The organism is Paenibacillus sp. NEAU-GSW1, from assembly GCF_009737085.1.
Classification (GTDB): Bacteria; Bacillota; Bacilli; order Paenibacillales; family Paenibacillaceae; genus Pristimantibacillus.
Genome location: NZ_WOVL01000006.1, coordinates 98,915 through 120,767 on the forward strand (window position 1 = coordinate 98,915; position 21,853 = coordinate 120,767).

General features: G+C 49.2%; 25 protein-coding genes and 1 pseudogene. 2 read left to right on the plus strand and 24 right to left on the minus strand.

Annotated elements, in window-relative coordinates; all coding sequences use genetic code 11:
• Positions 1 to 9: 9 nt before the first annotated feature.
• The 12 genes from GOM71_RS05805 to GOM71_RS05860 all read right to left on the minus strand — a co-directional run bounded on the left by GOM71_RS05805 (position 10) and on the right by GOM71_RS05860 (position 9,801).
• The gene (locus tag GOM71_RS05805) at positions 10 to 768 is read right to left on the minus strand and encodes a hypothetical protein (RefSeq protein WP_156278818.1); all 759 of its coding nucleotides are present in this window, start codon (positions 766 to 768) and stop codon (positions 10 to 12) included.
• A gap of 144 nt (positions 769 to 912) precedes the next feature.
• Positions 913 to 1,296: an aspartate 1-decarboxylase gene (gene panD, locus GOM71_RS05810; RefSeq protein ID WP_156278819.1), complete on the minus strand. Its 384-nt coding sequence runs from the start codon at positions 1,294 to 1,296 to the stop codon at positions 913 to 915.
• Positions 1,297 to 1,301: 5 nt separating this feature from the next.
• Positions 1,302 to 2,186 (minus strand): pantoate--beta-alanine ligase, encoded by an 885-nt coding sequence (gene panC, locus GOM71_RS05815; RefSeq protein WP_367649476.1) that lies wholly within the window; start codon positions 2,184 to 2,186, stop codon positions 1,302 to 1,304.
• Positions 2,161 to 3,084 (minus strand): 3-methyl-2-oxobutanoate hydroxymethyltransferase, encoded by a 924-nt coding sequence (panB, locus tag GOM71_RS05820; protein WP_156278820.1) that lies wholly within the window; start codon positions 3,082 to 3,084, stop codon positions 2,161 to 2,163. Before panB ends, panC begins: the two co-directional genes overlap by 26 nt.
• 250 nt (positions 3,085 to 3,334) lie before the next feature.
• A complete protein-coding gene (locus GOM71_RS05825) occupies positions 3,335 to 4,312 on the minus strand; it encodes a biotin--[acetyl-CoA-carboxylase] ligase (protein ID WP_156278821.1) in 978 nt (325 codons plus the stop codon).
• Positions 4,299 to 5,612 carry a CCA tRNA nucleotidyltransferase gene (locus tag GOM71_RS05830; protein WP_156278822.1) on the minus strand — a complete coding sequence of 438 codons (1,314 nt, stop codon included), beginning with the start codon at positions 5,610 to 5,612 and terminating at the stop codon, positions 4,299 to 4,301. The genes GOM71_RS05825 and GOM71_RS05830 overlap by 14 nt, the downstream gene beginning before the upstream one ends.
• Positions 5,613 to 5,648: 36 nt before the next feature.
• Positions 5,649 to 6,809: an N-acetyl-alpha-D-glucosaminyl L-malate synthase BshA gene (bshA, locus tag GOM71_RS05835; RefSeq protein ID WP_156278823.1), complete on the minus strand. Its 1,161-nt coding sequence runs from the start codon at positions 6,807 to 6,809 to the stop codon at positions 5,649 to 5,651.
• Positions 6,810 to 6,893: 84 nt separating this feature from the next.
• On the minus strand, positions 6,894 to 7,610 hold the full coding sequence (bshB1, locus tag GOM71_RS05840) for a bacillithiol biosynthesis deacetylase BshB1 (protein ID WP_156278824.1): 717 nt from the start codon (positions 7,608 to 7,610) through the stop codon (positions 6,894 to 6,896).
• Positions 7,607 to 8,029: a methylglyoxal synthase gene (locus GOM71_RS05845; protein ID WP_367649477.1), complete on the minus strand. Its 423-nt coding sequence runs from the start codon at positions 8,027 to 8,029 to the stop codon at positions 7,607 to 7,609. The genes bshB1 and GOM71_RS05845 overlap by 4 nt, the downstream gene beginning before the upstream one ends.
• Before the next feature lie 29 nt (positions 8,030 to 8,058).
• Complete coding sequence (gene dapB / locus GOM71_RS05850) at positions 8,059 to 8,862, minus strand: 4-hydroxy-tetrahydrodipicolinate reductase (protein WP_367649490.1); 804 nt, start codon at positions 8,860 to 8,862, stop codon at positions 8,059 to 8,061.
• A 3-nt stretch (positions 8,863 to 8,865) separates the two neighbouring features.
• Complete coding sequence (locus GOM71_RS05855; protein WP_173275272.1) at positions 8,866 to 9,411, minus strand: tetratricopeptide repeat protein; 546 nt, start codon at positions 9,409 to 9,411, stop codon at positions 8,866 to 8,868.
• Positions 9,412 to 9,465: 54 nt separating this feature from the next.
• Positions 9,466 to 9,801: a nucleotide pyrophosphohydrolase gene (locus tag GOM71_RS05860; protein ID WP_156278827.1), complete on the minus strand. Its 336-nt coding sequence runs from the start codon at positions 9,799 to 9,801 to the stop codon at positions 9,466 to 9,468.
• A 142-nt stretch (positions 9,802 to 9,943) separates the two neighbouring features.
• Between GOM71_RS05860 and GOM71_RS05865 the strand changes: the two genes are divergently transcribed.
• Positions 9,944 to 10,810: a YitT family protein gene (locus GOM71_RS05865; RefSeq protein ID WP_156278828.1), complete on the plus strand. Its 867-nt coding sequence runs from the start codon at positions 9,944 to 9,946 to the stop codon at positions 10,808 to 10,810.
• A 26-nt stretch (positions 10,811 to 10,836) separates the two neighbouring features.
• Here GOM71_RS05865 and GOM71_RS05870 read toward each other — a convergent pair whose 3' ends face one another.
• The 12 genes from GOM71_RS05870 to hisC form a co-directional block, all read right to left on the minus strand.
• On the minus strand, positions 10,837 to 11,700 hold the full coding sequence (locus GOM71_RS05870; RefSeq protein WP_173275275.1) for a sporulation protein YpjB: 864 nt from the start codon (positions 11,698 to 11,700) through the stop codon (positions 10,837 to 10,839).
• Between the two features lie 41 nt (positions 11,701 to 11,741).
• Positions 11,742 to 12,374, minus strand: a complete 633-nt coding sequence (locus GOM71_RS05875) for a DUF1405 domain-containing protein (protein ID WP_367649478.1) — start codon at positions 12,372 to 12,374, stop codon at positions 11,742 to 11,744.
• 76 nt (positions 12,375 to 12,450) lie between these two features.
• Positions 12,451 to 13,320, minus strand: coding sequence for a menaquinol-cytochrome c reductase cytochrome b/c subunit (locus tag GOM71_RS05880; protein WP_156278831.1), 870 nt, complete (start codon positions 13,318 to 13,320; stop codon positions 12,451 to 12,453).
• 18 nt (positions 13,321 to 13,338) lie between these two features.
• Complete coding sequence (gene qcrB, locus GOM71_RS05885; protein ID WP_156278832.1) at positions 13,339 to 14,010, minus strand: menaquinol-cytochrome c reductase cytochrome b subunit; 672 nt, start codon at positions 14,008 to 14,010, stop codon at positions 13,339 to 13,341.
• A gap of 14 nt (positions 14,011 to 14,024) precedes the next feature.
• Positions 14,025 to 14,555: a Rieske 2Fe-2S domain-containing protein gene (locus GOM71_RS05890; protein ID WP_156278833.1), complete on the minus strand. Its 531-nt coding sequence runs from the start codon at positions 14,553 to 14,555 to the stop codon at positions 14,025 to 14,027.
• A 230-nt stretch (positions 14,556 to 14,785) separates the two neighbouring features.
• Positions 14,786 to 15,214, minus strand: a complete 429-nt coding sequence (locus GOM71_RS05895; RefSeq protein WP_156278834.1) for a DUF2487 family protein — start codon at positions 15,212 to 15,214, stop codon at positions 14,786 to 14,788.
• Between the two features lie 230 nt (positions 15,215 to 15,444).
• Positions 15,445 to 15,627 (minus strand): IDEAL domain-containing protein, encoded by a 183-nt coding sequence (locus GOM71_RS05900; protein ID WP_156278835.1) that lies wholly within the window; start codon positions 15,625 to 15,627, stop codon positions 15,445 to 15,447.
• 140 nt (positions 15,628 to 15,767) lie between these two features.
• Positions 15,768 to 16,955: a hypothetical protein gene (locus GOM71_RS05905; protein WP_156278836.1), complete on the minus strand. Its 1,188-nt coding sequence runs from the start codon at positions 16,953 to 16,955 to the stop codon at positions 15,768 to 15,770.
• 174 nt (positions 16,956 to 17,129) lie between these two features.
• The gene (locus tag GOM71_RS05910) at positions 17,130 to 17,732 is read right to left on the minus strand and encodes an anti-sigma factor family protein (RefSeq protein WP_156278837.1); all 603 of its coding nucleotides are present in this window, start codon (positions 17,730 to 17,732) and stop codon (positions 17,130 to 17,132) included.
• Positions 17,729 to 18,325, minus strand: a complete 597-nt coding sequence (locus GOM71_RS05915) for an RNA polymerase sigma factor (RefSeq protein WP_156278838.1) — start codon at positions 18,323 to 18,325, stop codon at positions 17,729 to 17,731. Before GOM71_RS05915 ends, GOM71_RS05910 begins: the two co-directional genes overlap by 4 nt.
• 392 nt (positions 18,326 to 18,717) lie before the next feature.
• A complete protein-coding gene (locus tag GOM71_RS05920) occupies positions 18,718 to 19,809 on the minus strand; it encodes a prephenate dehydrogenase (protein WP_367649479.1) in 1,092 nt (363 codons plus the stop codon).
• A 1-nt stretch (position 19,810) separates the two neighbouring features.
• Positions 19,811 to 20,908 (minus strand): histidinol-phosphate transaminase, encoded by a 1,098-nt coding sequence (gene hisC / locus GOM71_RS05925; protein WP_156278839.1) that lies wholly within the window; start codon positions 20,906 to 20,908, stop codon positions 19,811 to 19,813.
• Between the two features lie 688 nt (positions 20,909 to 21,596).
• Here hisC and GOM71_RS25110 point away from each other — a divergent pair.
• Positions 21,597 to 21,800 (plus strand): annotated as a pseudogene (locus GOM71_RS25110) (transposase); the annotation flags it as partial.
• Positions 21,801 to 21,853: the final 53 nt, after the last annotated feature.

Here is a 21,853-nt window from a genome sequence, read left to right on the forward strand (position 1 = left end):
CCGATCTCCTCACAAGCAGCAAAGCTCGGTACTACCGAAAAACAAAGACAATTGCTGCGGCGTTTCTTTGCAGCACTTCAAGTTGCTGAGCGGATCCTTAAAGCTTGGACAAACTTCGTAAGCCTTCAAGAAAAACTGCTCCGCATGCTCCATATTCAAATGGACCGCTTGAATGCACCCAAGGGCATTATAGCCTAAAGCACGCCACTTCGGATAGTCCGTCAACGCAACTAATAATTGAAAATGCCGCTGCGCCTCGCTCCAATTTTGCAAATGCATGAACGTCATTGCCAGAAATAATCGCGCTAAATTGCATTCTGGAGCCTGTTTGACGGCTTGCTGAAATTGAGCCGCCGCATTCGAAAACATAAAAAGTTTATAATACCCTTGACCTTTAGAAATTAAATCTGCCATTTCATACGGAATAACCATGTCAAGCTCAGCTTCATACAATTGCTGCTCGGGGGTCTCTACAGTCGTTTGAACTGACGTCTGCTGCATTACTTTGGCATTGCTAATCGACATCGCTTTTGCCATCAGCTGCGTTTCATCTGCACAAGGCTGGCTTGCATGCGCAGGCGCATTCTCCAACAATAAAGACAGCTTTTCTTCAAAATCGATCCATTGCTCTACGACCGAATCGCTCATCTGCTTCAGCATTTGAATTTGCTCATCGTATTGACATTTTTCATCGCCGACCGAGCTTGGATAAGCGTCGATCAGATGATCCAGCATTTCGTGCATGGTTTCGAATATATGTTGAAACATTAACGCATCCCCGCCTTCACCAAAGAATTAAGGAGTTGTTATGCTCATTCTTTGTTTCGGCGGGGTTTTTCATACCCGATGCCAGCCGTTACATACAGCTGCCGCTAATGATCACGAATAAATTAGGAAGTTATGCCGCTGCTCTTACAAGATGGTGGCGTGAATTTCTTCGGTCAAGCTTTTTAAAGGGCGATTGTCGCTGTCCAATATGGTAACAATCGGTTTATGTTTTTTAGCGTCTTCATTCGACATTGTCGCATAGGAAATAATGATGACGGTATCGCCGGGTTGAACTTGCCGTGCAGCCGCGCCGTTTAAGCAAATGACGCCGGAACCTCTTTGACCTGTAATGACATACGTTTCAAAGCGGGCTCCGTTATTGTTATTCACGATTTGCACTTTCTCGTTTTCGAGAAGATCGGCCGCATCCATCAAATCTTCATCAATCGTTATGCTTCCCACATAATTTAAATTGGCTTCCGTCACCGTCGCGCGATGCAATTTCGACTTCATCATCGTTCTAAACATGGCAATTATCCTCCAAAAGTACCAAATAAATGATTATCGATAAGGCGCGTTGAACCGAATTTGACAGCCAACGCCAAAATATAGCATTCCGAAGCCGTGTTGATCGGAGCTTCCGGCTCCGTCGCCTGCAGGCTTGGATATTGCAGCCATTCTACATAATCAATATCGGCAAGCTGTGCTTCTCCGATCATTGCTTTCACGCGAGCGACGAGCTCGGCTGCAGTAATGTCCGTCTCCTTGACCCACTTCTCTGCCTGCTTCAACGATTGCGACAGCACGACCGCCTGGCTTCGCTGCTCAGCCGACAAATAAACGTTGCGCGAGCTAAGCGCCAGTCCGTCAGGTTCCCTGACAATGGGACATGGGATGATTGAAACCGGAAAATTCAAATCGTCGGTCATTTGCTGAATAACGGCAACTTGCTGAGCGTCCTTCATTCCGAAATAAGCGCGATCAGGCTGAACCAGGTGAAACAGCTTGCTGACGACCGTTCCGACGCCGTCGAAATGGCCGGGCCGCGAAGCGCCGCACAGCCGGGCCGTTACTTGATCAACCAGCACCTTCGTAAGCGGCTTGGTCGGATACATCACTTCCACCGACGGAATAAAAACAATATCGATTCCGTTTTGTTCTGCAATCGCGAGATCGCGCTCTTCATTGCGCGGATACCGTTCAAAGTCTTCGTTCGGTCCAAATTGAAGCGGATTGACGAATATCGACAAAACCGACAGTCCGTTCTCCTCTGCGCTTTGCCTCATTAAGCTGGCATGGCCTTCATGCAAGAAGCCCATCGTCGGCACGAAGCCGACAGTCGACTCATTGGCAAGCAAAGGCGCCTTGCCGTTTCGAATCGCTGTACGAAGCTCAGGAATGGTTCGACACACAATCACGTTTGGATTGCTCCTCTCTTTGCAATGACGGCATATTCAGGCTTCCGGCTGCTCCATAAAGCGTCACTTGTTCCTGGATTTCGGTTTTCGCAACGCCAAAGGAATGCTCTTCCGCAGGAAATGCTTTCGTCTTTACGTCACTGACATAATCTTTAATCGCATTGCGAATCGTATCGCCTATGCTCGCATACGTTTTCACCATCTTTTTCGGTATCGCTGGAGAACTGTATTGAATGAGATCATGATAGACCAGCACTTGCCCGTCACAGCCTCGCCCTGCTCCAATCCCAATGGTCGGGATCGACAGTTCTTGGCTGATAGCAGCAGCAAGAGGCTCCGTCACGAGTTCCAGCACAATTGCAAACACGCCTGCTTTCTCCAGCGCCTTCGCGTCTTCCATCAGTTTTTCCGCTTCACGGTCGAGCTTGCCTTGCACGCGGTAACCGCCAAGCTGATGAACCGATTGCGGCGTCAGACCGATATGCCCCATAACCGGTATGCCTGCTTTAACGAGAGCTGCCACTTCATCGGCAATATCGCTGCCGCCTTCCAGTTTAAGCGCATGCGCTCCGCCTTCTTGCATAATGCGAGCTGCATTGCGCATAGTCGATTCTCGTCCAACGCCATATGTCATAAACGGCATGTCGGTTACGATAAACGTTTCCCGCGCGCCGCGAGAAACGGCTTTTGTATGATAAATCATGTCTTCAAGCGTAACAGGTATTGTCGTATCGTATCCGAGCACAACATTGCCAAGCGAATCGCCGACCAGAATAGCATCAATGCCCGCTTCCTCGGCCAGAACCGCTGACGGATAATCGTACGCTGTCAGCATCGTAATCGGATCTTTTTTAACTTTCATTGCTTTCAGGGCCGTAATCGTTAATCGTTTCCTCATCAAGCTTCATCCCCTTTAAGTTTTAGGATAAACACAAAAAAACCTTTTAGCCGCTGCTAAAAAGGTCCTCGATCGAAAAAGGAAACGTTTGCTGCTATGTTGCTTCCTTCTGTCTCGGTCCCTACGGCTCAGAGCAGAGTTATGTTGCCGGTTTGTTAACGCGTTGCATAAAATTGGCGAGTGCAGCTCCATTTGGATACCGCCTGCTGTCTTCATAGTAGCAAAAAACTAGCGATTCGTAAACGATTCGCTAGTTTGCCGGTTCGCCCATTTCCGCAGAAAAAACAAGCACAGTATTTCCTTCTTCCAATCTCACTTCGATAGCGCCGCTCTGGTCAAGCGCAATCGGCACGCCGTCAATAACGCCTTGCGGCGTTGTGAGCCTGGCCGGCTTATGGAGCGATACGGATAACGACTCCCATAGCGCTGCTATCGGTTCAAATCCATTTGCTTGATAAGCGTTGTACAGCTGCTCGTATTCCAGCATGAAGTCGGCAATTACCGCCTCGCGTTCAAGCTTTTTGCCAGACGCGATCCGCAGCGATGTAACCCGTTCAAGCAGCTCATCCGGATAATCGGAGGTTTCAAGATTGACACTGATGCCGATGCCTGCAATGATGTAACGGAGCATCGTATCTTGTGCCGCCGATTCAAGCAGAATGCCGCTTATTTTTTTGCCGTCGATCAGAAGATCGTTGGGCCATTTAATGCCAATCGGCATCGCTGTCAGCCTTCTCAAGCTGCGGCATAACGCCACCGCCGTCAATAAAGTCAATTGCGGCGCGAAATGAACCGGGATCGTTGGACGAAGCACCATACTCATCCATATCCCTTTCCCTTTCGGCGATATCCATCCGCGTCCCATTCTGCCGCGTCCGTTGTTCTGCTGCTCGGCAATGACCAGCGTTCCTTCGGGCGCGCCGTTTTCCGCCAATTGCTGGGCTACGTTTTGCGTCGTATCGACCGAATCAAACCAATGAACCGGGCGGGCAAAATGCTGCGTTTGCAGCAAGCCGTTCAGCTTCTCCGGCGAATATTGATCTGGAATAGACAGCAGCTTGTAACCAAGCCGTCTTGAAGCTTCGAACTGGTATCCTTGCGACTCAAGCTTGCGAATTTGCTTCCATACCGCCGTGCGGCTCACATTTAATTCTCGGCTGATCAATTCGCCGGATACATATTCGCCATCATGATTGTCGAACAGATCGAGCAATTTATTCGTGGTCATGGTCATTATCCTTTGACATCCATATTTTCGCTTGGTCGAGAAGCGCTTGCCGTTCATTCGGCAGTTCTTCCGCAGCCGTGCACATTAACAGCTTCCGCATAAGCTTGCCGAGCCACTCGCCCGGTTTCAGGCCAAGCTCCAGCGTCAGCTCATTACCGTTGACTGCGAGCTGCTTTACGGAACAGGCCGGCATTGCTTCAAGCCAAATCGACAGCTTGTCCAGCAGTAAATTTGGCAGCCTCGACTCCAGCTTCATAATGTCCAGCCACCTGTGGGCCGCCTCTTTGCCATGGGCAATTACCGATTCGATCCAACAGCTTCGCAAGCGTTTGCTATTCTCATCCGACAATAGCAGCGCAGATTCCGTCATTTCCTTGTTTATATAAATAACAGCCGCAATGGATGTCTGGCGTTTGCTTGCGAGGCGCAGCGCAGACAATGTTTCTTTGACTTGTTCCATAGAAGCTTCGCTCCAAAGCAGCAATGCCGCCCAACGGGTGTCCGGCTCGGCAATTTGCCGCAAACGGCATATTCGTTCCCGAAGGTTGTTGATTTTCAGAGCATTGCTATACATCTCCAGCAATCGTTCGATGGCTGGCAAAGACTTTGCCGTATGGCGAAGCAGTCCGCTCCTTGCCAACAAATGAATCGCAAGCTCCGGCTCCTTGCCTGCCAGCATCCGGTCCAGCTCTGAAAATACGCGCTCCATCGCGATATGGACAAGCAATTCGCGATGCAGCCGCAATCCTCGCCAAGTCCGATAAGTAAATGAATAGCGAAATTTAGCTGCAAAACGGACCGCCCGCAGCATGCGCAGCGCGTCCTCCTGGAATCTTGCTTCGGCATCGCCGACGCAACGGATGGCATGGCTTTGAATATCCTGAAGCCCGCCGAAAGGGTCGTACAGCTGTCCTTTTTTGTTCATCGCTATCGCATTAATCGTCAAATCCCGGCGCAGCAAATCGCCGTCTAAATTGGAAATGAAAACAACCTCGCTGGGCCTTCGATGCTTCTCATAGGCCGATTCCTCTCGGAATGTGGTCACCTCGTACGACTTGCCATTTTGCCTTACCGTGACAGTTCCATGCTGCAAGCCCGTCGGTATGCATGACGGAAATACGTCCATCACCTGATCGGGCTTCGCCGAGGTTGCAATGTCGACATCGTGTATCGGCAGTCCCATAATCGTGTCGCGAACGCAGCCTCCGACGAATACCGCTTCGAAGCCTCTTGCCGTCAGCAATTCCAAAACCGGAAGCGCCTTATGCATCGGCTCCGGCATTGAAACCGGCTTGGACATATAGACGCCCCCTGAATAGTTATAACTTTACTCGCGTTACTCGCACACCGGCTCAGGCAAGTCTGCCTCAATTCCGAGCACGCGATAATAAATTTCCTCGTACTGCGTCGTAATCGCATCGTTGCAGAAATTGTAGTGCGCGCGTTTCACGCATGCCTCTTTAAATTTTGTGTGCAGCGCTTCATTTTGCAACAAGTAGACCGCATGCTCAGCCATACCGTCCACATCGCCGATCGGGCATAAATAGCCGGTTACGCCATGGGTGACGAGCTCCGGAATGCCTCCAGCCGTCGAGCCGATAGTCGGAACGCCGCATGCCATCGCTTCTAGCGCAACAAGGCCAAAGCTTTCCTTCTCAGAAGGAAGCAGCAGCAAATCCGCAACCGAGATGACTTGCGCGACATCTTCCTGTTTGCCGAGAAAATGAACGCGATCTTCTAATTCAAGCTGTCTGATTTTGCATTGAATTTTCGACAATTCCGGCCCTTCGCCGACGAGCAGCAGCTTGGCGGGAATCCGTTTCGCAACCCGAGCGAATATATCAATTACATCGCTAACCCGTTTCACCGGACGAAAGTTCGAAATGTGCATCAGCACTTTTTCATGCGGCTCCGCATAATCCGCACGCAAAGATGCGGCGTCTCGCGGATAATAAACCCGCTTGTCAATAAAATTGTAAGCCAGATCAATCGGTTTCGTTATATCGAGAAGATTTCTTGTTTCGTTAATGAGATCCTGCGACACTGCGGTAACTGCGTCGCTTTGGTTAATAGCAAGCCGAATCAAATCTTTCAGCGATTCATCCTTGGCAAGCACAGTAATATCTGTACCATGAAGCGTAGTCACCGTCTTCAGATCATCGCCAACCATTTGTTTAGCCAAATAGGCGCACACAGCATGCGGGACGGCATAGTGGACGTGAAGCAGATCCAAATTTTCCATCTTGGCGATTTGCGCCATTTTGCTTGCCAATGCTATATCGTACGGCGGGTAACGGAATACGTAATAATCGTTTGCTTCAACTTCATGATAAAAAATGTTTTTATGAAATTTGCCGAGTCGAAACGGTATGCTGTGCGTTATAAAATGGATCTCATGACCTCTCTCAGCCATAAGCTTGCCTAGCTCCGTCGCAACAACGCCGGAGCCTCCCAAAGTTGGATAGCAAGTAATTCCGATTTTTAATTTGCGAGTCAACGGACGCACCTCCAGTTTTCACCATGCTAACTTTAATTTTATGCCATTTGAAATCAATTTATATGCTCTCGGATATGCTTGCAATTAGAATAAATGAACGGAATGCGGCGACTTGGTGGCGAAGCCCTCGGCATATTTCCAGCCTCGCGGCTGCCCAAGCAAGGAATCGCGAGCTTCAACGCGTTCTACATAACGATCCGTCAACGGCGTCGCTACACGGTCCGCAGCTTGATCCGAAGACGAGAAGGCGGAGGATAAAAACTGCGAGCGATATGCCATTAGCGATTGACGCTTTTGTTCATAAAATTCCGATACATCGACAGTTAGTGCCACATCCGTAATATCATTTATGTAGTAGTACACAAGCTGCTCCACTTGCACCGGCGGCAATTCCGGCATGTAACGCCGCAGCTTGGCGTTAAACACCGCTTCTTCGACAAGCTTGCTGCAGGCGATATGGTCCGGATGCCGGTCGACCCAGTATGGCGCAAAAACGATGCGCGGCTTTGTTCGCCGTATTTCCGCAACGATTGCGTCGATATGCTCCTTCGACAATGACAGGCCGCGATCCGGCAAACCTAAATTAGTCCTCGAATGCAAACCAAGCACCGCAGAAGCCTCGGAAGCCTCTTGCTTCCGAAGTTCAACGGTGCCGTTCGACGACATTTCCGCTTGCGTTAAATCGCATATGCCGACGCGCATGCCGGCTGCCGTATGCTTAGCGATCGTACCGCCCATTCCAATTTCAGCATCATCGGCATGAGCGCCAAATATTAATAGATCAAGCTTGTGCTTGCTCATTGCTGCTCTCCAGGCTTGTACTTATGCACAAGCTCGCGCCAAGCGAAGTCTCCGCGTTCCAGCGCCTTTACAAGCAGCTCAGCAGAAGCGACGTTTGTCGCAACTGGAATGCCTTGCACATCGCAAAGGCGAAGCAAAGCGATAATATCCGGCTCGTGCGGCTGTGCCATAAGCGGGTCGCGCAAGAAAACAATTAAATCCATTTCATTTTGCGCTACCAAAGCGCCGATCTGCTGGTCGCCGCCAAGCGGACCGGACATAAACCGATGTATGTTAAGCTTCGTTTGCTCCATAATGCGAGTCCCGGTTGTACCAGTCGAATACAAGCGATGAGGCGTAAAAACATGCTCGTAAGCAAGCACGAAATTAACCATTTCCTCTTTCTTGCGGTCATGAGCGATAAACGCGATATTCAACACTGTTGTTTCCCCTCTCCTGCTGATTATTATTAATCCATCAAATGCTCAAAGCCGTATACGAGACCGCTGTAAGTCATTACCTTCTTAATTGCTACGTTTACGCCCGGCATATAGCCCGCACGGTCGTATGAATCGTGGCGAATTTTTAGCGTTTGTCCGTAACCGCCGAATACAACCTCTTGCTGCGCAAATACGCCCGGAAGCCTTACGCTATGTATGCGGAATCCGTTATAATAGCCGCCTCGCGCTCCTTCGATCGTCTCGTGCTCGTTCGGGTTGCCCTGGCGCAGCTCCTTGCGAACTTCAGAAATCAGCTCGGCCGTTTTAATTGACGTGCCGGACGGAGCGTCGAGCTTCTGATCGCCGTGATACTCGATAATTTCAACATGCGGCAAATATTTCGACGCTTGCGCTGCGAATTGCATCATAAGAATCGCGCCGATTGAGAAATTCGGAGCGATGAGCGCTCCAAGACCCTTTTCTTTGCTGAGCTTGTCCAGCTCCTCGATTTGCTCCGGCGTAAAGCCTGTTGTGCCTACAATCGGACGAACTCCATATTCAAGCGCCGTTCTCGTGTTGCTGTATGCGACCTTAGGCACTGTAAAATCGACAAGCACATCCGCTTGCGCGCTGTTCAGCGCATCCTCAAGCGTAGCGCACGCGAGGACGCCGGTTGCAGGCTTGCCGGCAAAAACGCCGGCATCTGTTTCGACGGCTGAAGGAGCAACTGCTGCGACCAGCTCCAGCGTGTCATCCTCCAGCACCATTTTTACAACTTCGCGGCCCATTCTGCCGTTTGCTCCAATAACTGCTACTTTAATTTTATCCATGATCGATCACCTGTTCCTTTTCCGATGTCTTTCCTTCGCGCGATCTCGCATCATTCGCCGTTTTCGGCGGATGTCGGCAAACAGCCTTCGAGCAGCCGAATGGCCCGGATCAATTCGAATGGCCTCGCGGGCATTGTTGACGGCAGTGTCCAAGTTGCCCAGCTCCGCATGCACGAAAGCCATGAAGTAAAACGCTTCAAAGCTTAGCGGATCAAGCTCTGCAGCCTCGTTAAGCATATCCAGCGCTTCCTCATATTGCGGCGGATTGGACTGTATCAATTGCTCAGCCGACAGCACCAGCTGCTTCGCTTCGATGGTTTGCAAGTAATATTGATATTCCGTATGGCTGGCGTCAAGCTCGACAGCCTGCTTAGCAAAGCGATGCGCTTTGTTCCATTTGCCGCTGCGCGCGCAAGAAATTGCGCATTTATAATGGTAGCCTGCATTGTCCGGTTCAATCGCGATGGCCCGCTCAAACCATTCAATCGCTTGCTCGAAATCATTGTTCAATATAAAGGCGTACGCCTGTTTCACACAGCTCTCGCCGTCCATCCGCCCATCCTCCTTGTACACAGGGTGATGGTACAGCATATGTACGGAGGCAGTCTACTGTTCAGCGTTTTTTCTCGTCCACCGGTCGGCGTCGCGAGTATTGAATTTATGCATCACTTTATTATGGGCTTCTGTTAAATCGATGCCAAGCGAATTCGCAAAGCAGGATAAAATAAATAAAATATCGCCCAGTTCCATTTCGACCGTGTTTTCGGCTTCATCGGCTTTTTTCGGCTTCTCGCCGTAATAATGGTTGACCTCGCGGGCCAATTCGCCTACTTCCTCGCTCATTCTGGCCATCAATGCAAGAGGACTGAAATAGCCTTCCTTGAACTGGGATATGTAGGCGTCTACTTCACGCTGGATTTCAGCTAACGATTTCTCGGTCATTCCGCTATATCCCTTTCCGCTATACATTTCGTTCATATCAATTCATATGTTAACGTAAAGAGACCGTGAAAACAATCATTTTTGCACAACCCCTTTTTGAGCTATACTAACGATGATTCGAATTTCGCCTAAGGAGACCGCTATGATTCGAAAAATGACCTCTCAATTAAAAATAATATTTCCGATTATGATTGGGACCGCTATTTATGCGTTCGGTCTGCATTACTTCGTCATTCCGAATCAATTAACTGAGGGCGGCGTAACCGGCATTGCGATTCTGCTTAACTATGCAGCGGGCTGGCCTCTATCACTGTCGACGCTGCTTCTTAACATACCGCTCTTTATCGTCGGCTGGCGAACGCTCGGCAAGCGTGAAATGGCCTATACGCTGATCGGCGTTTTGTCATTATCGCTATTTCTCGCCCTGCTCGAACGATTAATTCATAAAGGCTGGCTCGTCCCGTTCCATACTTCGCAGGATTACATACTGGCTGCATTGTACGCGGGCGTTACGCTTGGCGCGGGTCTTGGAATCGTTTTTCGATTCGGCGGCACGACAGGCGGCATCGACATCATTGCGCGCATCACGTCCCGTAAAAAAAACGTAAGCATGGGGCAGTTGATTCTCGCTTTCGATGCCCTCATCATTGGCGCCGCTTTGTTCTATATCCCGATCGAGAAAATTTTATATACACTGGTAGCCGTATTTGTCGCTTCCAGACTTATCGATTTTATTCAAGACGGCGCTTATTCGGCAAAATCGTTCACCATCATTACCGACCACGGATCTTCAATGGCTGCGCGGATTGCCGCAGAATTAGAGCGCGGCGTTACCTTAATGCCGGCAAAGGGCGCTTTTTCCGGGCATGCAAAAGAGGTCGTATACTGCGTCGTCCAAAGGCAGGAAATGCGCCGCCTAAAGTCGATTATCCGCAGTATAGACCCCCGTGCGTTTACTGTCATTAGCGAGGTTCATGATGTGCTCGGCGAAGGCTTTAAAGAAGAATAACGAGCTTTCCGCCAGTTGAACCAAGCTTAAATCTTTTTCACTCCATAAGGCATATGCTTATATTTCTTCCAGCCTGTATACGTAAGCGCCGCCATGATGATTGCTCCAAGGAGCAGGCTCCATGTAATCGGATTGGCGGCATTAACGGGAGCAAACGCCGGCTCATCGTTGACGTTCAGCCCGTCGTCAAACAAATTGCTCACCGCGTATTCCAAATCGCGAATGGAATCGTCCGTCCAATCTTGCTTGGCCTGTCCTCTCGTCCCCGCATCAAGCAGCAGCTGCGTATAGCGCATACGTTCTTTCAGTTCATCCAATCGAGCGCTCGGCCGCTGCATGGCTGCAGCTCCTTCGATTTTAGCAAGATGGGCCGTAAAGCTGTCCAGCGCCGCTCTCGCCGCCAGTGCTCCGTCCCCGGTCTGCCGATTCCAGGATTGATTAATCCGGCGCAAATCTTCCATCATGACTTTCTCGTACTGCAGCCAAAGCGCATGCTGAGGCCGCAACAGCGCATCCGTCGCTAAATGAATGCTCGCCGATGCGGTAAGCCAATCGGACGGCTGTGTGCCGTTCTGCAATGCGGTTTCTACCATTTGCAGCCGTTGCTCGAACAGCTGCCAGCCTTCCGTTTGACCGACTGCGCGAATCGTTTCGCTCTTCGTCTGCCGTTCCAGCAGCTGCGCGTATTTATAGCCTGCCTGGCGATTATTCGTGTATGCCGCTTCATACAGTTCATCGGCGGTCTCATCAAGCTTCTGAAGCTTTTGCTTCATAACCGGCTCTTGAATGGACTCCCACGCAACAGGCATAGCAAAAACGGTCGATACTGACCCGATCGTCATGACGATACAGGCGATTAATGGAACAACGATACGTATCTTCATGAACATGGACATCCCCCCATACAAACTCTATGAGGGGATGTCCATGTTTATGCCGATTTCTTCTGTTTCAAGGCAATCCAGCCAACAATGAAACTGAATATAGACAAGCAATACGTAAATAACTCCACTTGAGGCAAATCATCATAGAGCACATCCGCTAACCACGGGAACACTTCGAAGTTGTAGTCAACGGTATCGTTAAGCAGCAACCACAGCGTGCCGATGACCGCAGCGGCAGTGCCAGCTTTCATAAATCGGGCGTACAGCAGCACTTCAGCCGCCATACCCAGATGTGAAGCGCTAAGCATCGCATGCTGCCAATAAAGCTCATCGCCTTGTGCGCCTCCTGCCACAATCATCGCTACTGCCCATATGCCGTATTTAACCGACGTTACGACAGCAAGCCCTTCAATAATTATGCGCGTCCCTTTAATCCAGCGGGAATCCGACTGCGGGGGAAACAATAAATATAGCAGTACAAGCGTAAAAAACAAGCTGGCCGTTGGGCTGTCTGGCACGAATACGAGCTGCCAAAGCGGATGATTGTCCGCCGTATCGGCCAATTGGTTGCCATACCATATATAACCGTAAATCGTACCGAGTAAATTAACGATGAACAGCAGCCAGAGCATCCGCCGATCCATCAGAAATGAGCGGCTCCAAAACCAAGAAATAGTCACGACAAGCTCTCCCCCTGCCCGCATTTTCGAGAAAAAACCTGACCGTATGATACGATCAGGTTTTTAAGTAAGCGTATTATTCTGCTGGTGCTTTTTGCTTCGCCAGCCAAGTTGTCAGTTGGTCGATTTGTTCAGCGGAAAGCGATTCTTTGAATGCAGGCATTCCACCGCGTCCGTTTGTTACGATATCAACTAACTCTTCTTTCGAATACTTGTCGCCGACACCGGTCAATGCAGGGAAATTGCCTTGGCCCTTCAGATCTGCTGCATGGCAGCCGATACATTGCGCTTGCTTGACGATATCCATTGCTGGGTCATTCGCGTCAACAAGAGCAACTGGCTTTTCTTTCTGCGTTGGGTTTGGCGCTTCTTTACCGCTTTCAATAGCCTCGCGAGCTTTTTCTTCCCGTTCATGATGCTCAGGAATTGTATTCGTTTTTTCCAGCTGATGCGTGTAGTGATCCCAAGAGATGAGTGTCAAATAAACGCAAGCTATCAAAGAAAGAATCATTAAGGACGAAGCGATTGGACGGCGATAGAAGCGGCGCTCCTTGCCCGTATCCAGGAATGGTGCGAGCAACAGACCGCCGAACATAACGCCCGGTACGCCCATCGTGCCCAGCACGATGTAGTCTTGCGATACATATGGGTATTTCAAAAATTGATACAGGAACAAGAAGTACCAGTCCGGCATCGGAATAAACGCCGCGTTCGTCGGGTCAGCAGGATAGCCGAGCGGAGCCGGCTCTGCAATCGTCCAACAGAGGAAGCCGACGAGAACGACGCAGCCTACCATCCATTCCTTAAGCAGGAAGTTCGGGATGAACGCTTCCGATTTACCGGGAAAGGACGTATAGTCAGGAGGCACTTGAGCGCCTGCGCCCTTTTTTACGCGCGAATCCCCAACGTAAACGACTTTCTCGTTCGATTTATGACCATGCGCCATTGTAAGTCCTCCCTTCGCTTAAAGTGGTCCCGAGATCCCTTGCTTCCGAATCATCAAGAAGTGAGCGGCAAGCATAGCGATCAACGCGCCAGGCAAGAAGAATACGTGAATCGCGAAGAAGCGAGTCAGCGTCTGTGCGCCTACGATATCGCCGCCATACAGGAATTGCGCGATATACGGTCCGATGTAAGGAACCGATTCTGCAATTTGGACGCCGACTTTAGTCGCGAAGTAAGCTTTGTTGTCCCAAGGCAGCAAATAGCCTGTGAAACCGAGACCCAACATGATGAAGAAAATAAGCATCCCTACTACCCAGTTCATCTCGCGCGGCGCTTTATACGAGCCGGTAAAGAATACGCGCAAGGTATGTAAGAACATCATAACGATAACCAAGCTTGCCCCAAAATGGTGCATACCGCGAACGATGCCGCCGAATGGGACCTTATGGTTTAAGTAATCAACGCTGGCATAAGCATTGATAATATCCGGCACATAGTACATCGTCAGGAACATACCGGACAAAATTTGAATTACGGTGATGAAGAACGTCAGACCGCCAAAGCAATAAACAAAGGCGGAGAAGTGATGCGCCGGATTGACATGCTCAGGCACTTCATGGTCCGCTACATCGCGCCATAGCGGCGTAATATCAAGACGTTCGTCGATCCAGTTGTACACGCTTTTAAACATCTGAAATACGCCTCCTATACTCGAGTATTCGCTTTAATCGGACCTACATACACAAAGCCGTCTTCGACTTTCACTTCATATTCGTCGAGCGGATTCGGCGCAACGGAAAGGTTCTTTCCGTCCTTCGAATAGCGCGCGTCATGGCAAGGGCAATCGTATTCATTCTTGCCCTTCGTATTCCAACCGATTGTGCACCCAAGGTGCTTACATACCGGCGAAAGAGCGAATATTTGATTGTTCGCGTCCTTGGAAATCCATGCCGCAAGCTCAGGATCGCTGACATACCAGCCGTCGACCTGGTGAATTTGAAACTTGAATTCTTGCGGGTCGTTCGTAATTTTGCTTTCTTCAACTACTTTAACCCAAGTGCCTTCGCCCTTTTTTTCTAACAGCGGGTCTACTGCAAAACGGACCATAGGCAAAACCGCGCCGCCCATCATAAATGCAGTCGTACCGCCAAGCGTATACGACAAAAATTGACGCCGGGACATCTCTTTACGCTGAACCGGTCGATGCGCGGTCTCGTGATGTTCGTGGTTACTCATCTTCTGTTCTACCCCCTTTGCCAACCATTTCTCGTGTCTTGCCCTATGGCAAAACACATGACGAACTAGGACATAACTATAATAGCTTAGGTGCTTGGGAGCGTCAAGAATATGGCCGGAGTTTTGTTTACCTATAAAATGTCGTTCATAAATTTGTTGTCATTTTGTCACATTTGACCTTGTCTGCCAATTGTTTTCCCCATATGTTGATTTTTTTATACAAAATTTATTTAACCTTGCTCTCTATTGCCCCCGCTCCACATCGTTTGAATCGCGCTCGCGACTGCAGACGCCGCCGGCTTCTCGCCATGCTCGTCCGGACAAAGCACAAGGTCTGCGCTTTTGCAGTTTAATTCGGCAGCGTTTGCGGGTGTTGCCACAACCACAAATCGAAACCCGGACTGTTTCAATCTTTCGCACATTCGATCAATGACGTTTGATTGTTGTTCTTTCTCGGTATAATGCATGGCCGGATATGTAACGACTCTTCCTTTAAACGGAATTTCAACGAGATCCATCACATCGCGCAGCCGTTCAAGCGCGGTTGTCGCCTCGTAGGGCTGTTCATCACCCGTCATCCCCGTAACGGGCAACAGGCAAGTATCCAAATAAGGCCGGAGCTCCTCCCATTGTTCTGCCGATATATCGCTAAATTTCATTGCCAATTCTCCTTCAATCCTTAATCATGTTCAGGTTCTGGCACACTTTATCCATGTTACTCCGAATTCGCTTATTTGCCAATGCCCTTCGGCATGCAGAGAAGCAGAGAACGGCATTGTTGACCTTTTTATATGAAACCTAATAATTAAAAAAACTTCCGCATGCGTTTTCAGGTTTGCTCGCCTGGACGCAACTGCGGAAGCTTTATCGTTTCAACGCTTCATCTTCATTAACGCTTCATATCATTTAGCTGCTTAGCCAAGCGGTAGAACGTATCCTCGTCTCCGGACGAGAGCGCCTGATCGATTGCCTTATAAATCTGTTCAGTGCGAAACTTAAGCACGGCTTCATCGAGCACCATTTCTGCTGCCAGCCCTAACATAGCTTCATACGTAACCTTCATTTTGTCCATAGGATACACCTCCATACCGGTGTTCTTGCCTTCCCAAATGATGACAGCCAAACCGGCTTCTATTAAATGATATTCAGCGAATCCATAGCAGTAGAGTGCGCTCGCCCTTCACTGCTTGAATATGCTCTTGCCTATTTCCCTTAAAACGAAAACCGTTGCTCATTCAAATCGATTCCCGACATCACTGCTCTTCCTGCTATCGTCATTCGAATGACCGGGCCATGCGTTTCATGCTCGCCGAGACGAAGCAAGCCGAGATGCACCATCATGCCGATTAACCGCTGTTCCAGCACGGTAATCGCATCATCATAATAGAAAGGCTTGATTAGAGGGAGCAGCACCTTACGGATTGAAGCAACCGTAACCCATTGCTCGGCAAGGCTGTTGATCCACTGCGCCAATGCCATAATGTTCGGAATCGGGTTTTTGTATAGCTTCAGCCATAGCTTATACAATTGTTCCGTCTCGTCGATCAAAGCATTCTCAAGACGTTCTTTCCCTGCTGCTGTCACTGAGAGCGACAAATTGTTTTCTTCGATGTAACGCATAGAACAGCAATAGTCAAACAAATGGGACATGCGATTCGGATATTGGTGAAAGTGCTTGCCGTAACCGAAACGCCATTCGCCCTTGCCGGGCAATTCCTCACGAACCGCCAACCTCTCCAGCAGCTGCGCGCTGAATCGCTTATACATCGAGCCGTCCGCCGCAAGTTGCACTTCATTATGGTAAATATAATGAAGCACTTGACGGATATCGTCGGACATAAGCCTTTGTTCGTCGCGGTACATGGTCGGTTCATCCGTATACTCCAGTTCGGCGGCAAATTTGCGCTTTAACGTCTCGCGAAACCGGATTCGCAAATCTTGCGGCACTTGAAACAAATAGCGGTTCGTTCCGCTAAATCCATTGAACAGCCATCCTTGATGCTTAAAGCGAACGATCATGTCACGGGGAGCCATTTCCTTTTCTTGCGTTTGTTCCTCTTTTTTACGTGAACGTTTCGGCTTAGCAGCCTCAATTTTATTCGATTCCGGCACAGGTTCCGCTTTACCCGCCTCGACAAATTTGCCTTGCTGCACGCGCGCAATTAATTCTTCGAGGCTGAACGAATCGCGAGTCTCGAACAGCAGCGTATTTAGAAAGCGAAACTCTTCAACCTTCATGCCGCTGATTTGCGCTTCAAAGACGTCGTTGCGGCTTACTGTCGACAAAATCGACTGGATCAATTCGTTTTTGGAGTGCCCGTTGCACTCAATGCGATACACAGAAGCAATTCTGCTTAATTGCCCGATGTCTGCGAAGCCTAGCATATCCGAGAAATTCATCGCTGCCCCTCCCGTCCCCGCTGCCTATTCACAGCTGAATTACTATCATTATGGGAAATTAAACCCTTTTTCAAACGGGAGGCTGAGAAAAAGAAAAAGCCGCGAATTCTATTCGATAGAATTCACGGCTTTCATGGCTTGGCAATACGATATGCAAAGTGAAGCATCTTATTATTAATTTCTAGTCCGAGAAAGCCAGTTCAGGATCAATAGTGTAATGATGATACCAAGGAGCGCGAAGGCCGCCCAATATTGCGGAAAAGCAGGTACGACCTTAAGTACGAAAGGATCGCTGACGCTCGCGACTGGCACCTCTAATTCTGCGCTGATGACAAGCGCGCTGTCCGAAGCGTTGGCCGTATCCATCAATCCGGTCAATTGCGCGATTTCCTTCCCGGAAGGAGCAGTTTCATATCCGGTCACGAAATAAATGAGCGCGCAAGCGAACATAGCCATGCAGGCTGCGATGACAATCGCTAAATTGCGGCGGAACGATTTCGAGAAATGATAGCTTTTCTGAGCAACAGGCATGAGCCACGATTGCTCGGCATAAATCCGATCCATAACGTTTCGATTCACATGATCGATCGGGCCGAGCAGCGGTTCCTCCTCCTCGGACATGAAACGAATCATCGATTCGCTCTCTTCCCACAGTCGGAATTGCTCTGTGCAATGTTCGCACTCCAGAAGGTGAGCCTCCATCTCCTCCCGGTCCGTATCCTCCTCGGACAGTTGCCAATAGGTGCCGAATTTGTGTTGAACGTCCTCGCAGTTCATCGCGTTTTCATCCCCTCGAACTCCTCCATCATCTGTGCTTCACCGAAATAAGGCTCAAGCTGCGACTTGACGCTAGCCCTTGCCCGGAATAACAGCGATTTAACGGAACTGACCGTTTGCCCTAAAATATTGGCGATCTCTTGATAGTCCATTTGGTCATATTCGCGAAGAATGAGCGCAGATCGCTGCTTATCAGGCAAATTGTTAATCGCTTCACGAACCATAGCCATACGCTCGTTGCGCAGCACAAGCTGATCCGGAGCGAGTTCGGGCGATGCGGGAGGGATATGTCCCGCTTCGTCGAGCGGCAAATTCGTCGTCTTTTGTTTTCTCAGCTCGCTTAGCACCGTATTTCGCGCGATCGTGTAGAGCCACGTTGAAAAAGAAGCATCGACCTCGCGAAAGGAATGCAAGCTGCGATAGGCTTTATAGAACGTCTCCGAGCACAAGTCTTCCGCTAACAGCTCTAACTTTGCGCTCTTTAGCATGTGATAAATAAAAGTTAATATTTTTCGTTGATAACGGCGCATAAGCTCGGAGTACAGCTCGATGTTGCCGTCCTTGATTTCTCGTATTAATTGGGAATCAGTCATGACAGGCGAACCTCCTCACCTGCGAATTCTTCTTCCCAGTTCGATTATGAAACATTGTACCGAACCGGAAGCGAAAAGTTGCGGTCATTAGAATAAAAATTAATATTCGAGTCATCCAATCAAAATCCTGCTAGCTTCGACAAATGGTGTTTAACCCATTATTTTACAAACAAGACGTTCCTATGTATTGTATCATAGCTAGCTGAATCAGTCCTTAAATTAAGTAAAAAAAAAACCACCTATAAAAGGTGGTCCGCACAGAGTGCGAAGAATTTGGATAGGAGTGGAGAGAAACCATACTGTACTTTTATTATATGTATACGCTTCCAAATTGTCAATAAGCGTTTTCATTTTTGTATAAAGAAATTTGAAAGCGATTACTCCGTTCATCTTTACAGATGGACGGAGTAATGTTTGCCTAACAATACGAGCGCTTGATCCAAGTCCTCTTGTGAGCGGAACGATAGCCGCAAAACACCGGGAACATCTTCCCTGCTCTCGATTATAAGAATGTTGCTAAGATTAATCCGGGCGTTTCCTAGTTCTGTCGCGATGGAGCCGATGATACCGGGATGATCGGGAACATCGACATAACATTCGAACGTGGAAAGAATCATCCCTTTGCGCCGCTCCGGCATCCGGCTGCGGAATTCTCCCGCTGTCTGAAAAGCTTCTTCAATCGCCTGGCCGTCTTCAGATTCCAGAATGCGCACGAACTTCTCCGTTTCGACATTCCAGTCCTTCAACAGCTTCAGCAGGACGCTGCGATTGTTTATGAGAATATCGCGCCAGACGACCGGATCGCTGGACGCGATGCGCGTAATATCCCGAAATCCTCCGGCAGCGAGCGATTCATATAAACCGTTGCCTTCATTGTAGCCGCGAACTTGATTGACGAGAGCAACCGCAATAATGTGCGGCAAATGACTGATCGCGCCAACAATATCGTCGTGCGCACGCGCGTCAACCTTGACGATATGCGCCTTCGTATGCGCCAGCAGCTCTGTCAGCTTGTCCACTGCCTCAGCAGGCGTTGTATCATCCGGCGTAAGTACATAATAAGCGTTCTCGAACAACGTCGTCGCAGCTGCTTCGACGCCGGATTTCTCTGACCCTGCCATTGGATGGCCGCCAATAAACGATACGTTCCGTTTGTTGAAAATTCGGCCGCATTCCACAACAGAAGCTTTCGTGCTGCCAACATCGGTAATGATGCAGCCCGGTTTTAAATCAAGAGCATTCAATTCATTCACATACTCGTCCAGCATGCCGACCGGAACGCACAGAAAAATAAAATCTGCGTCTTCGGCTGCTTCCGACAGCGAAGTGGTTGCGTAGTCGACCACGCCTCGCTGCATATATTTTTGTACCGATGACTCGCGGTTGGAATAACCGACGACTGTAAGCCCCGGCTTGCCTTTAAAACATAAGGCCAGCGAGCCGCCGATTAGTCCTACGCCAAAAATCGCTATTTTCGTTGTCACTTTACCCGTGCACCGCCGATTCCTGCAATACTTGCTCTAAAGCTGCGATAAATTTCTCGTTCTGTTCCTGCGTGCCGATCGAAACGCGGATATAAGTCGGATAATAGGTCCAACGCGGACGCGTTATAATTCCTTTGCGAAGCAAGGCATCAAATACTTCTGTCGACGGACGTTTCACATCAACCAGGATGAAGTTTCCGTGTGCAGGGAAGTAGGGCAGTCCGAGCTTTTCGAAGCGATCGCTTAAATAAGCGATGCCCGCTGCATTCTCTTGGCGGCACCGTTCGACGAACGCTTTATCTCCGATCGCCGCTTTCGCAGCGGCTTGCGCCATGCGGGATGTATTAAACGGTTCTCGAACCTGATTGATAAAACGGATAACATCCGGATGGCCGACTCCATAACCGATACGCATCGAAGAAAGGCCGTAAATTTTCGAGAATGTGCGCAGCAGAACGAGATTGCGGTGCTCGCTAAGCAGCTCTAAACCGTCCGGGTATTCCGGATCTACAACAAACTCGCAATATGCCTCATCCAGCACCACAAGAACATGTTTTGGAACTTGCGATAAGAAAGCCGACAACTCCGGCTTTGTTACAATTGTGCCCGTTGGGTTGTTCGGATTGCATACCCAAACGATTTTCGTGCGTTCGGTAATTTTGGCGAGCATTGCCGGAAGATCATGCTTCCCTTCCTTCAATGGCACTTCAATAATGCGGGCATTCTCGACTTCCGCATTATGTTTATATTGAGAGAAGGTTTCATCCGCCATAATCGTTTCGTCGCCAGGCGCCAGAAACGCGCGCGCAAGCATCAGGATAATATCGCTTGATCCTGTGCCGAAAATAAGCTGATCCGTATTGACGCCCAGCGCTCTTGCCAGCTCGGCTCCAAGCTCTACGCTGCCGCCGTCCGGATATAAATGAACCTGATCCAGCTCTTTAATCGCAGCTGCTTTAGCCAGCTCGGAGCAGCCGAATGGATTTTCATTGGATGCCAGCTTGATGACCTCTGTAAGTCCAAGCTCTCTTTTTACATCTTCAATCGGCTTTCCCGGTTGATAAACCGGAAGATGCACGATATTGCTTTTTGGCTGCATGCGCCGTTCACCTCTTTAATAGAATGGCTGTCACATCTTGCATGTCCTCTATTGTCTCACATCTTTACTTCCTTTTAAAGACATTGGCGCGAAAAGCAGGGGCAAACAGCAGCCTCCGCGCTTCGAATGTTTTTCCGATCGCTATCGCTTCTCCAGAATCATTCGAAATGCTCTATTTGCTATGACCCTGTTTCTTAAACGGACATGAGAGACCTTATTCTGCCTTATCGAGACGACTCCGCATTCTAGCAACGGACACCAGAGCCCTTATTAGACGCAGAACGGCTCTTTGCGAAGCATTTTCACACAAATAGAGGCTTCTATGTCCGTTGCTTTTTCAATAACAGCGACACTACTTATTCACAAATGTTCAAATTAAACTTTCCCAAACAAAATAAAGGGGCTGACCCAAAAGTCTTTAGACTTTGGGGCAGCTCTTTTCGCTACACAGTCACTGCTGAAAGGCAACTGCGCAGGCGAATGTTCTTACGATCGCTGTGCTCTTACGGATTCCTTGAACAAATGGGTTAAGGTTGGAATCCGAAGAGCAAGGCGAACGCTAACGCTTCTTCAGAATCATTCGTCTGCTCCGTTGCTGGACAGTTATTTTTCAAAATGAACAAAAAAAAGAAACAGCTTTTTGGTAAAATGGAGGTACCACCCAACCATTCCAAAGGAGCTGTTTCTTTTGTACATCCAATATACCTTGGATCAACTTTGCCTGCCAATGGACCTCGAAGAGGATATTCCTCCGAATCATCTCGTTCGCGTCGTCAACGCTGCTGTAAACCGTCTCGACGACAAGATCTTTGCCGATGCTTATCCGGGCGGTGGTCGAGATAGTTATCACCCCAAAATGCTAACCAAAGTGATCGTACAGATCGGAACAGAAAACCAGTTCATCATCGGCTACAGCTTGCATCAACGCCCAACAGACACACGCTG

Excerpts from the sequence above, each read along its gene's own strand:
- GOM71_RS05895 (WP_156278834.1), bottom strand. The coding sequence starts at position 15,214 with ATGAAATTTAGCGATATATCGGCAGAACAATGGGAGGAGCTCCGGCCT.
- panD (WP_156278819.1), bottom strand. The coding sequence starts at position 1,296 with ATGTTTAGAACGATGATGAAGTCGAAATTGCATCGCGCGACGGTGACG.
- GOM71_RS05870 (WP_173275275.1), bottom strand. The coding sequence starts at position 11,700 with ATGTTCATGAAGATACGTATCGTTGTTCCATTAATCGCCTGTATCGTC.
- GOM71_RS05805 (WP_156278818.1), bottom strand. The coding sequence starts at position 768 with ATGTTTCAACATATATTCGAAACCATGCACGAAATGCTGGATCATCTG.
- hisC (WP_156278839.1), bottom strand. The coding sequence starts at position 20,908 with ATGCAGCCAAAAAGCAATATCGTGCATCTTCCGGTTTATCAACCGGGA.
- GOM71_RS05910 (WP_156278837.1), bottom strand. The coding sequence starts at position 17,732 with ATGAACTGCGAGGACGTTCAACACAAATTCGGCACCTATTGGCAACTG.
- panB (WP_156278820.1), bottom strand. The coding sequence starts at position 3,084 with ATGAGGAAACGATTAACGATTACGGCCCTGAAAGCAATGAAAGTTAAA.
- GOM71_RS05830 (WP_156278822.1), bottom strand. The coding sequence starts at position 5,612 with ATGTCCAAGCCGGTTTCAATGCCGGAGCCGATGCATAAGGCGCTTCCG.
- GOM71_RS05860 (WP_156278827.1), bottom strand. The coding sequence starts at position 9,801 with ATGACCGAGAAATCGTTAGCTGAAATCCAGCGTGAAGTAGACGCCTAC.
- GOM71_RS05880 (WP_156278831.1), bottom strand. The coding sequence starts at position 13,320 with ATGGCGCATGGTCATAAATCGAACGAGAAAGTCGTTTACGTTGGGGAT.
- bshB1 (WP_156278824.1), bottom strand. The coding sequence starts at position 7,610 with ATGAGCAAGCACAAGCTTGATCTATTAATATTTGGCGCTCATGCCGAT.
- GOM71_RS05855 (WP_173275272.1), bottom strand. The coding sequence starts at position 9,411 with ATGGACGGCGAGAGCTGTGTGAAACAGGCGTACGCCTTTATATTGAAC.
- GOM71_RS05890 (WP_156278833.1), bottom strand. The coding sequence starts at position 14,555 with ATGAGTAACCACGAACATCACGAGACCGCGCATCGACCGGTTCAGCGT.
- GOM71_RS05900 (WP_156278835.1), bottom strand. The coding sequence starts at position 15,627 with ATGGACAAAATGAAGGTTACGTATGAAGCTATGTTAGGGCTGGCAGCA.
- GOM71_RS05915 (WP_156278838.1), bottom strand. The coding sequence starts at position 18,325 with ATGACTGATTCCCAATTAATACGAGAAATCAAGGACGGCAACATCGAG.
- GOM71_RS05905 (WP_156278836.1), bottom strand. The coding sequence starts at position 16,955 with ATGAATTTCTCGGATATGCTAGGCTTCGCAGACATCGGGCAATTAAGC.
- GOM71_RS05825 (WP_156278821.1), bottom strand. The coding sequence starts at position 4,312 with ATGACCACGAATAAATTGCTCGATCTGTTCGACAATCATGATGGCGAA.
- qcrB (WP_156278832.1), bottom strand. The coding sequence starts at position 14,010 with ATGTTTAAAAGCGTGTACAACTGGATCGACGAACGTCTTGATATTACG.
- GOM71_RS05865 (WP_156278828.1), top strand. The coding sequence starts at position 9,944 with ATGATTCGAAAAATGACCTCTCAATTAAAAATAATATTTCCGATTATG.